Source organism: Spirillospora sp. NPDC049652, assembly GCF_040675125.1.
GTDB lineage: Bacteria > Actinomycetota > Actinomycetes > Streptosporangiales > Streptosporangiaceae > Spirillospora.
Map to the genome: position 1 here is coordinate 1 of NZ_JBFAOF010000175.1, position 10283 is coordinate 10283.

Below are 10283 nucleotides of genomic sequence, written 5' to 3' on the forward strand. Positions count from 1 at the left end.
GCCGGTCCGAGCCCATGTCGACCCAGAGGGCCACCGGCCCGCCGCCCCGCACCGGCCCGACCGCCCACATCCGCGGGCCGTTGCGGACGTGCTCGTCGTACCAGGTGCCCTCCCGTCCCGACCGGGCGATCGCGGCGACCGCGGGCGGCATCTCGTCCGTGCTGGTGACGACGTCCCGCAGCTCGGCGCCCGTCCGCTCGTGCGCCTCCACCTCCCGGCTGAGGCTGGACAGCGCCCGGCTCCGGCCCTCGCCGAGCATCCGGTCGTGGCTCAGCCGGTGGACGAGCAGCCCGTCGGCGACCGCGACCGCCAGCGCCGCGCCGGCGACCAGCGAGCCGAGCTTCCAGGGCAGCGACCGGAACGCCGACCAGCGCAGCGCGGCCCCCTCCCGCGGACCGTTCTCCGCGGCGGGGCGGGCCGCGTCACCCGCGTCACCCGCGTCAGTCGTGTGAGCCATGTGATCCCTGTGGGCCATGTCAGCGCCGCAGCTTGTAGCCGAAGCCGCGGACCGTCTCGATCCGGTCGGCGCCGATCTTGGCCCGGAGCCGCTGGACGGCCAGGTCCACGACCCGGCTGTCGCCGTCCCAGGCGTGGTCCCACACGCTGCCGAGCAGCGTCCGGCGGCCGAGCACCACGCCCGGCTGGGCGGCGAACTCCAGCAGCAGCCGCAGCTCGGTCGGGGTCAGCGCCACCGGACGGCCGTCCCGGCGCACCTCCATGCCCGCGGTGTCCACGGTGACGTCGCCGAAGGCCAGCACCGTCGCGGGCTCCCCCGGCTCCGCGGCGGCCGCCCAGTCCGAGCTGCGCCGCAGGACCGACCGGATGCGCGCGACCAGGACGGCCGTGTCGACCGGCTTCACCACGTAGTCGTCCGCCCCCGCCTCCAGGCCGGACACCACGTCCAGGCCGTCGCCGCGCGCCGACATCATGACGATGGGGACCAGGCTGGTCTCCCGGACGCGGCGGCACAGCCCGATCCCGTCCAGGCCGGGCAGCATGACGTCCAGGAGCAGCACGTCGTGCGCCCGCCCGCCCGGACCGCCGGCGCGGAACGCCTCCAGCCCGGCCAGCCCGTCCGCCGCCGTCTCGACCGTGTAGCCGTAGCGCTCCAGCGCCAGGCCGACCGTCCTGCGGATCACCTCGTCGTCCTCGACGAGGAGCACGTGCGTCATCCCGTCTGCGCCCACCGTGTCCCCGTGCCCCCGTGTTTCCGTGTCCCCGCGTCCGCCCGGAGCCCGCTCGACCGGCGCGGACGCCCCGGCGCACGAGGCTACCCGCCCCCTTCCAGGCCCATGTGTCCCGCCGGACCGATGGACCTCACCGAAGGGTTATTCACGTTGGGAGTCCGCATCACTACGTTTTGTAATCGTGGCGTGGCGGTCACGTCCGGTCGGCCCCGGCGGAAGGCAGGTCAGCGGTGCAGATCCGTTCCACAACGACGGCCCCGGCGTCATCCCCCGCGACGTCAGCCTCCGCAGCGTCACCCTCCCCGGCGTCACCCTCCGCGGTGTCAGACCTCGCGTCCGCGCCCTCCGCGGCGTCACCGGCCGCCGCGGCCCCCTCCGTCGCGTCCCCGGCGTCGCCCCCGGACGGCCCGCCCGGCACGGTGGCCCCGGCGCATCCCGCCACGGTTCCCGCGGACCTGGCCGAACGGCTCGCCGCCATCCCCTGCGGCCCGACCGGGCTCGGCACCTCCGGCTGCCGAATCGGCCCGATCGCCCCCGTCCCCGACGTCCCGGAGCCGCCGCGGGAACTGCAGGCCGCCGAGCTCCCCGAGGTCCCGGAGATCCGGTCGGCCATGTCGGCGCCGACGGTCGAGACCACCGCCCGTCCCGAGCCCCGCCCGGAGGCCGTCCCCACGGTCGCGCCCGGTCCCCTGACCGCTTCGCCCGCCGTCTCACCGTCCGCCACGCCGTCCGCCTCCCCCGGCTTCTCACTCCCCGGCCCGCCGACCGCCTCCCTGCCCGCGGCCCCTCCGGACACGCCACCCGCGGCCCCTGCGGCGTCCCCGCCCGCCGCCCCTCCGGCCTCGCCGCCGGCGACGGGGTCCAAGGCCGGCGACCACCGGGACGACGAGGACGTGTCCGCCCGGCGCATCAAGGGGCTGAAGTTCCACCCGCCGCTGCGCGACGACCGGGCCCTGGCCGACCGGGTCAACGAGCGGCTCATGACGTGGGCCGAGAAGGAGGTCGAGCTCTACCCGGGTGACGAGCTGCGCGCGATGTTCCTCGCCTTCGACCCCGGCCGCTCGGTCGTCCTGTGCCATCCGGACGCGGCGTCCTTCGAGCACCTGGTGGCCGCCGGGATGCTGTACATCGGCGAGAACGCCGTGGACGACTACTTCTGCGAGCCCGACCTCGGCGGCACCCCCGACGGCCTCGGCGCGCGGCTGCTGGTGGCGCAGACGGCGATCGACCCGCTGCACACCTCCAAGGAGCAGACCCCCAGGTGGCTGGCCGGGATCGCCTCGCACCCCGCGCTGCGCTGCATGCGGTCGGCCATGAACTACTTCGAGCGGATCGCGACGCCCGCGCAGGCCCACCGGTACCGGCACGACATCTGCAACCTCTACCTCGGCTACTGCGCCGAGGCCGCGTGCATCCAGACCGGCCGCACGCCCTCGGTGTGGGAGTACCTGGCGCACCGGCAGTTCAACAACTTCCGGCCCTGCCTGACCATCACCGACGCGGTCGGCGGCTACGAGCTGCCCGCGCACGTGTTCGCGCGGCCGGACGTGCAGCGCGCGACCGGGCTCTCCTCGAACGCAAGCACGATCGTCAACGACCTGTTCTCGCTGCGCAAGGAGATGGCCCAGGAGCGCGTCCACCACAGCCTGCCCACGGTCATCGCCGCCGAGGAGGGCTGCGGGATCCAGGAGGCCTTCCAGAAGACGATCGACATCCACAACGAGCTGATGGACGACTTCGAGTCGCTGTCGGCGCTGCTCGCCCCCACCGACCCGGTCCTCGGCCGCTACCTGGCGGGCCTGTCGAACTGGGTCGCGGGCAACCACGAGTGGCACTCCGGGCTGGTCGGCACCAGGTACGCCACGTCCCCCTGAACCGCCCGCCCGGCCCCCCGACCTCCCTCCCCCCGAACCCCGCACCAACGAGGAGATGATCCATGTCCCAGCCCGCTCTGACCTCCTACCAGGGTGACGTCGCCGCCTACTGGAACGCCGAGGCCGACCCGGTGAACATCCGGCTCGGCGAGGTGGACGGGTTCTTCCACCACCACTACGGCATCGGCGAACCGACCCCCGGCGTCGCCGAGGCGGGTGATGAGGCGGTGATCGCCGACCTGCACCGGCTGGAGACCGCGCAGGCGCACCTGCTGCTGGACCACCTGGGCTTCGCGGGCGGCGGGCTCGGCCCCGAGCACCGCGTCCTGGACGCCGGGTGCGGCCGGGGCGGCAGCAGCTTCCTGGCCAACCAGCGCTTCGGCTGCCGGGTGGACGGGGTGTCCATCTCCGCCAAGCAGGTGAAGTTCGCCAACGAGCAGGCCGCGCAGCGCGGCGTCGCCGACCGGGTCGCGTTCCACCTGGCGAACATGCTCGACACGGGCCTGCCCGCAGGGGAGTTCCACTCGATCTGGAACAACGAGTCGACGATGTACGTCGACCTGTACGACCTGTTCGCCGCGCACTCCCGGCTGCTGGCCCGGGGCGGGCGGTACGTCACGATCACCGGCTGCTACAACGACGTGTACGGGCAGATCCCGTCCAAGGCGGTCTCGACCATCAACGCGCACTACGAGTGCGGCGTGCACTCGCGGCGCACCTACTTCTCCGCGATGGCCGCCAACCGGCTGATCCCGGCCCGCGTCCTCGACCTGACCGCCGCGACCATCCCGTACTGGGAGCTGCGGGCGAGGTCGTCGGTGGCCACCGGGATCGAGGAGGCGTTCCTGTCGTCCTACAAGGACGGCTCGTTCCAGTACCTCCTGATCGCCGCCGACCGGGTCTGAGGGGCGCCGGGAGGCGGCGCGCGCGGCCCGGCCGGCGCCCGTCCGGCGGGGCCGCGCGCGTCAGGCGGACGTCTCCGGCGAGAAACCCGGGGTTCAACGCGTGTAAACACTTCCACCCGGGCGGGTAAGGCTGCACCCTGGATGGCACACATGCCGCAGGGACGGTGGCAGGCTCCCGCAGGAGGGGACCGTGACAGTGAGACCGGAGGGCGGCCCGCGCGTCGTCGCGGGCGTGGACGACTCGCCCGGAGCGCGCTGCGCCCTGTCGTGGGCGATCGGTGAGGCCCGGCTCCGGGGTCTGCCGCTGCTGGTCGTGCACGCCGCCCCGCTCCCGCCGCACGTGTCGGCGGCGGGCCAGATCGGCTGCGGCATCACCGACGCGCTGCGCGCGGCGGGCGCCGACCTGATCGCCCGCACGCTGTCGGAGGTCGCGGACGGCTGCCCGCACGGCGTCGACATGACCGCGCTCGCGCTGGTCGGCGAGCCCGGGGCGACGCTGGTCCGGCTCGCCCGCGAGGACGACATCCTCGTGGTCGGGCACGGCGACCGGAGCCTGCTGTCCCGGGTCATCCGGCCGTCGGTGCGGCTGCACTGCGCCCGGCGGACGCGGGCGACGCTGGTGTGCGTCCGCCCGCCGTCGTTCGACTCCCTGCTCGACTCCCTCGCCGTCCCGGACCATCCGCCGGTCGCGGCGTCCGAGCCGCCCCTCCTCCGCCGCCTCGCGCGCCGCCGCCGCAGACCGGTCTGACCGCGCGGCGGCCCCCTGCGGCGTCATCGCCGGATTTCGACGGCGGGCCCCGGAACCGGGTGGTTCCGGGGCCCGCCGCCTGTCTCGGGTCAGGAGAAGGACCACGCGAAGACGTGGAGGGTCCCGCCGCTCGCGGGAGCGTTCAGCGTGAGGCTCTTGACCTGCTTGCCGGACGCGAGGGCGATCGGCGACGAGCCGAAGACGTAGACGTTGATCTTCTGCGTGCCGCCGTCGGCGGAGTTGCGGTAGGGGGTCTTGAGGACGGTCTGGTTGCCGTACCGGGGCGGGTAGGCGTCGGCGCCGAGCGCCCAGTCGGAGAACGCGAGGTCGGACTTCTGCGTGCTGCCGTCGGTGTAGGTGATCGTGACGCTGGACGGGGAGTCGCCGTTGCCGCCCGCGCCGAGGAACGCCAGCCGGGTGCCCTGCGGCGGTTGCGGCAGGTCGATCGTCTGGCCCTGCGCCTGGACGTTGTCGAACTGGCCGGGCCGCCGGGACGGCCAGGTGAAGGTGAAGCCGTTCCAGGTCAGCGCGGCTCCGGGCTTGGCGCCGGCGGCGGCCAGGGCCTGCGCGGAGTAGGACCAGCCGCCGCCGTCGAAGTCGGCCGCCCCGGACGTCCCGTCGGAGGAGATGCCCGCGTTGTTCTGGTACCACTCGATGGTGCCCCTGTGCGCGACGTTCAGCGACACCGCCGCCTCGCCCGCGTCCGAGACGTCGAACGGCACGGAGTGGATGTCGATCGCGGCGTCGGCGGCGACCGACAGCGTGACCTGCTGCTCCGCCTGCCCGTGGTCGGGGACGGTGAGGGTTCCGGACGGCGGGCTGACGGTCACGCCCGCCGGGGGCTTGGCGGTCCAGGACACGTTCCCGCCCTTGCCGAGCGCCTGGACCCGCAGCGTCGTGGTCACGGTGCCGCCCGGCTCGACCGCGGCGATGCCCGGGGTGGCGGCCGAGACGAACGCGTGCGCGCCCTCGTTGAAGGAGGGCGGCACGTCGCCGTCACCGGTGCCGAGCGTGGTGTTCGGCTGCGCGCCCATGGTGTAGTCGAGCCGTCCGCCGCCGGTGGTGAACGATTCGGGGAGCCACAGCCGTGCCGAGTCCTTGCCGTCCACCTTGAGCGACTGGATGTAGGGGTTCGCGGACGCGCCCGGCGCGTTGACGGTGAAGCGCTGCCCGGACGACCGGCTGATCTCGACCTTGTCGAAGGCCGGCCCGTTCACGACGAGCTCGGCCCGTCCGGGGATGACCGGGTACATGCCGATGGACGCCCACACGTACCAGGCGGACATCGTGCCGAGGTCGTCGTTGCCGACCAGCCCGCCGGGCGTCGGCTTGTACAGCTCTGTGCGCGCGCGGTTCACCACGTCCTGCGTCTTGTAGGGCGTGCCGCTCCAGGCGTACAGCCAGGGCGTCTGGAGGGACGGCTCGTTGCCCAGGTAGGCGTACGGCTCGTGCGGGCCCGCGTTGAGCTTGGTGAAGAAGGCGTCGAGGCGCTTGGCCGCCGCGTCCCGGCCGCCGATGAGGTCGAACAGGCCGCCGACGTTCTGGTAGGCCATCCAGCTGTACTGCGCGCCGTTGCCCTCCACGTAGTGGCTGGAGTCGGCCGGGTCGAACGGGGTGGTGAACGAGCCGTCCGCCAGGCGCGGCTGGATCCAGCCGTTGGCGGGGTTGAAGACGTTCTGCCAGTTCTGCGCGCGGCCCATGAAGGCGCCGGCGGTGGAGTCGTCGCCGAGGCGCCGGGCGAGCTGCGCGATGCCGAAGTCGGCCAGGCCGTACTCCAGGGTGGTCGAGGTGTCACCCGGCACGAAGCCGCGCCGCAGGTACTGGGCGTTGCCGGGGCGCTCGGTGTACCCGGACTTCGCGCCGACCCGGTTCGCGCCGTCCACCATCGCGGCGAGCGCGCCCCTGGCGTCGAAGTCGCGGGCGCCGAACGCGTACGCCGACGAGACGATCGAGTGGTAGGGGTCGCCGACCATGACGCCGGTGACGGTGTTCTGGTGCGACCAGCGGTCCCACACGTTCCCGATCTGGTGCGCGTCGTCGTACATCGACTGGGCGATGTCGGAGCCGACGTCCGGCGCGAGGAACGAGATGAGCTGGGCCTCGCTGCGGTAGATGTCCCAGCCCGAGAACGTCGCGTACTGGTGGTGGCCGGGGCGCACCTTGTGCGTGCGGTAGTCGAAGCCGGTGTAGGTGCCGTCCGCGTCGTCGAACACGTACGGCTGGAGCAGCGCGTGGTACAGCGCGGTGTAGAACGTGCGCAGCCGGTCCTCCGGGCCACCGGTGACCTTCACCTGGGCGAGTCTGCTCCGCCACGCGGCGGCGGCGGACTCGCGGACCCGGTCGAAGCCGCGGCCGCCGATCTCGGCGCGGAGGTTGGCGCGCGCTCCGGCGACGCTCACGTACGACAGCCCGGTCCGCATCTGGACGGGCTTGGCGGAGTCGAACTGCAGGTAGACGCCGGAGCCGGGCCCCTTGACGTTGACGCCGCCGGTGAAGGCCCGCTGGTTCTGGACGGGCTTGCCGCTGGGGGTGTTGTTCAGCCGTCCGTTCGGCTTGGCGGTCTGCGGGACGCGGTCGGGCGACTTGCCTCGGGCGACCGCGTCGCCGGGTTCGACCGAGTCGTCCTTCCAGGTGCCGAACGCCTTGATGGGCTGGTCGAAGGTGGCGTGGAAGTAGACGTAGTAGCGGGTGGACGCGCCGCAGAAGCCGCCGGTCTTGGCCCAGCCCTCGACCGTGTTCCCGCTGACGGTGGCCTCGGCGTCGTCCACGCCGTGGATGGAGCCGGTGACGTTGAGCAGGAGCGTGCCGGCCTTCCCGGTGGGGAAGGTGAACCTGCCGACGCCGCCGCGCGTGGAGGCGGTCAGCTCGGTCTTCACGCCGGCGTCGTCGGTCACGGCGTAGTAGCCGGGGTCCGCCCGCTCGTTCTCGTGCTTGAAGGTCCGCACGTAGTCGTCGCCGTGGGTGGCGGGCGAGCGTCCGACCGTGCCGGACAGCGGGATGACGGGGAAGTCCTGCGCGCCGGTGCAGCCCGGACCGGAGATGTGGGTCATGGAGAACCCGCGCAGGCGGTCGTCCTCGTACTTGTAGCCGCCGCCCGCGTTGCGCACGGTGTCGGGGCTCCACTGCATCATCCCGAACGGGGCGACCGCGCCGGGGAAGTTCTCCCCCGCGCCGCCGCCGTGCCCGAAGTCCGGGCCTCCGTCCTGGGTGCCGACGAACGTGTTGACGTAGGAGGTCGGGTCGGCCGCGGCCTGGGCGGTCTGCGCGGCGGCGACGGGGAGCAGCGGGATCAGGAGCAGGGCGGACGGGAGGACGAGACGCCGCCTGTCCAGGCGCCGTCGGGGTGGACGTCGGGGTGGACGCGGCCTGTGCATACGCGCTCCTTCGAGACAACGTTGTCAGGACGCCCTAGATCGTGGGCCCCGACTTCGGGCGCGTCAAGGCCCCAATCAAGCCACAAGAGCTACAACCGGGCCGAAAACACACACTGGCCTCGACCGACTTCGTTGACAACGTTGTCCCGCTCTTGGCGGTGGCCGCGCCCGCCCGGACGGGTCAGAGCGGGCGGACGGGTCAGAGCGGGCGGACGGGTCAGAGCGGGCGCGGGCCCCGGCGGACGAGGCGGGTCGGCAGGACGGTCTCGGCGGGCCAGGAGCGGTCGCCGCCGATGCGGTCGAACAGCCGGGCCGCGGCCGTGCGGCCGAGCTCGCCGACGTCGTAGGCGATGACGGTGAACGGGCGCGGCATGAGGTCGGCGAGCTCGAAGTCGTCGAAGCCGAGCAGGTCGGCGTCCGCGCCGAGCCGGTTCAGCTCGGCCAGCACGCCGACGGTGATCCGGTTGTTGCCGCAGAAGAACGCCGTCGGCGGGTCGCCGCCGGCCATCATCGCGGCGGCCGCGGCGGCCGCCTGCTCCGGATGGGCGACGTCCGTCCTGACCAGGGCGTCGTCGTAGGGGACGCCGGCCGCGGCGAGCGCGGCGCGGACCCCGGCGAGGCGTTCGCGGGCGGTGTAGATCGTGGTGGAGTCGCTGAGCACGCCGATGCGGCGGTGGCCGTCCCCGAGCAGCGCCTCGACCCCGGCGCGGGTGCCGCCCGCGTTGTCGATCAGGACGCTGTCGGCCAGGATGCCCGCCGGCGGCCGGTCGAGGAACACCACCTGGGTGTTCATCTCCAGCTCGGGGCGCATGTAGGAGTGGTCGCCGCCGGCCGGGACGATGACCAGGCCGTCCACCCGGCGCTGGCACAGCTCCAGGAACAGCTGGCGTTCGAGCTCGGGGTCCTCCTCGGAGCTGGCGGTGATCAGGTGGGTGCCGCGCTCGCGCGCGTAGCGGCCGACGGCGGCGGCGAGCGCGGAGTAGAACGGGTTGGCGAGGTCCTCGATGACCAGGCCGATCGTGGCGGTGCGCGCGCCCGACCGGAGCGAGCTGGCGATGTGGTTGCGGCGGAAGCCGAGCCCGCTGATCGCCGCGAGCACCCGCTCGGTGACCTCGGGACGCACCGAGGGGGCGTTGTTGATGACCCGGGACACGGTCTTGACGCTCACCCCGGCGGCGGCGGCCACGTCGGAGATCGTGGGGCGTCGGGGCTTGTCCTGGTTCGTCACGGTCCAACGTTATCCCCGCCGGGTCCGGCGGGATGTCCGTGTGCGCCGATCGCCCGTGCGGAAGGCCGCGCGACCGTGAGTTTTCCGGGGCCGCCGGGTCACGGCGTGGTCACGGCGTCCGCCCGGCTGTTGACAACGATGTCATTCCGGCCGATGTTGGCGGCGACGGCCCCGACCGAGAGGTGGAGCGACGCGTGCGACCCCTCCCCCTGCCCGCCAACCAGCCGCGCCACTTCTACCGGGGCGGCTCGGCGATCGCCCGGTTCCGCGGCGAGCGCCCGCCCGACGACCGGCGTCCCGAGGACTGGGTCGGGTCGGCGACCGGCCGGATCGACGACGCGTCCGCCGGGGTGACCGTCCTGCCGGACGGCCGCCCGCTGCCCGACGCGCTCGCCGCCGACCCGCTCGGCTGGCTCGGCGCCGCGCACGTCCGCCGCTGGGGGGACTCGACGGCGCTGCTGGTGAAGCTGCTGGACGCCGGGCAGCGGCTGCCGGTGCACTGCCATCCGAGCCGGGCGTTCGCCCGGGAGCACCTGGGCAGCGCGTTCGGCAAGACCGAGGCGTGGCTGGTGCTGGAGACCGCCGATCCGGGCGGCGGCTGGGTGCGGCTCGGGTTCCGCGAGGAGGTCCCCCCGGAGCGGATGCGCGCCTGGTCGGCCGCGCAGGACACCGAGGCGATGCTCGCGGCCACCCACCGGATGCGGGTGCGTGCCGGTGACGCGGTGCTGGTCCCGGCCGGGATCCCGCACTCGGTCGACGCGGGCGTCTTCGTCGTCGAGCTCCAGGAGCCGACCGACTTCAGCGTCATGCTGGAGTGGAAGGGCTTCGCGCCGGACGGCGACGAGTCCGGGCACCTCAAGCTCGGCTGGGATCTCGCGCTGCGGTGCGTGGACCTGCGCGCCTGGACGCTGGGCGAGGTGGCCGGGCTCGTGCGCACGCGCGAACAGATGCCGGTGGTGGACGGGGG

At 73.7% G+C, this 10283-nt stretch carries 7 protein-coding genes and 1 pseudogene; 4 read left to right on the plus strand and 4 right to left on the minus strand.

The window, feature by feature from the left end; genetic code table 11:
• Window positions 1–457, minus strand: a pseudogene (locus AB0J52_RS14500) (hypothetical protein); the annotation flags it as partial.
• 19 nt (window positions 458–476) lie between these two features.
• The gene (cseB, locus tag AB0J52_RS14505) at window positions 477–1172 is read right to left on the minus strand and encodes a two-component system response regulator CseB (protein WP_500182064.1); all 696 of its coding nucleotides are present in this window, start codon (window positions 1170–1172) and stop codon (window positions 477–479) included.
• Window positions 1173–1507: 335 nt separating this feature from the next.
• Here cseB and AB0J52_RS14510 point away from each other — a divergent pair, with 335 nt between their 5' ends.
• The 3 genes from AB0J52_RS14510 to AB0J52_RS14520 all read left to right on the plus strand — a co-directional run bounded on the left by AB0J52_RS14510 (window position 1508) and on the right by AB0J52_RS14520 (window position 4714).
• Entirely contained in the window at window positions 1508–3061 is a 1554-nt protein-coding gene (locus AB0J52_RS14510) for a terpene synthase family protein (protein WP_500182065.1), read from the plus strand.
• A 62-nt stretch (window positions 3062–3123) separates the two neighbouring features.
• Window positions 3124–3966, plus strand: coding sequence for a geranyl diphosphate 2-C-methyltransferase (locus tag AB0J52_RS14515; RefSeq protein WP_500182066.1), 843 nt, complete (start codon window positions 3124–3126; stop codon window positions 3964–3966).
• Window positions 3967–4156: 190 nt separating this feature from the next.
• Entirely contained in the window at window positions 4157–4714 is a 558-nt protein-coding gene (locus AB0J52_RS14520; protein ID WP_500182067.1) for a universal stress protein, read from the plus strand.
• Between the two features lie 89 nt (window positions 4715–4803).
• On the opposite strand, the gene AB0J52_RS14525 is transcribed toward AB0J52_RS14520, so the two are convergent.
• Window positions 4804–8088 (minus strand): GH92 family glycosyl hydrolase, encoded by a 3285-nt coding sequence (locus AB0J52_RS14525; protein ID WP_500182068.1) that lies wholly within the window; start codon window positions 8086–8088, stop codon window positions 4804–4806.
• Between the two features lie 217 nt (window positions 8089–8305).
• Window positions 8306–9316: a LacI family DNA-binding transcriptional regulator gene (locus AB0J52_RS14530; protein ID WP_500182069.1), complete on the minus strand. Its 1011-nt coding sequence runs from the start codon at window positions 9314–9316 to the stop codon at window positions 8306–8308.
• A gap of 194 nt (window positions 9317–9510) precedes the next feature.
• On the opposite strand from AB0J52_RS14530, the gene AB0J52_RS14535 reads away from it, so the two are divergent.
• The coding region (locus tag AB0J52_RS14535) for a class I mannose-6-phosphate isomerase (RefSeq protein ID WP_500182070.1) at window positions 9511–10283 on the plus strand (773 nt) is incomplete at its 3' end.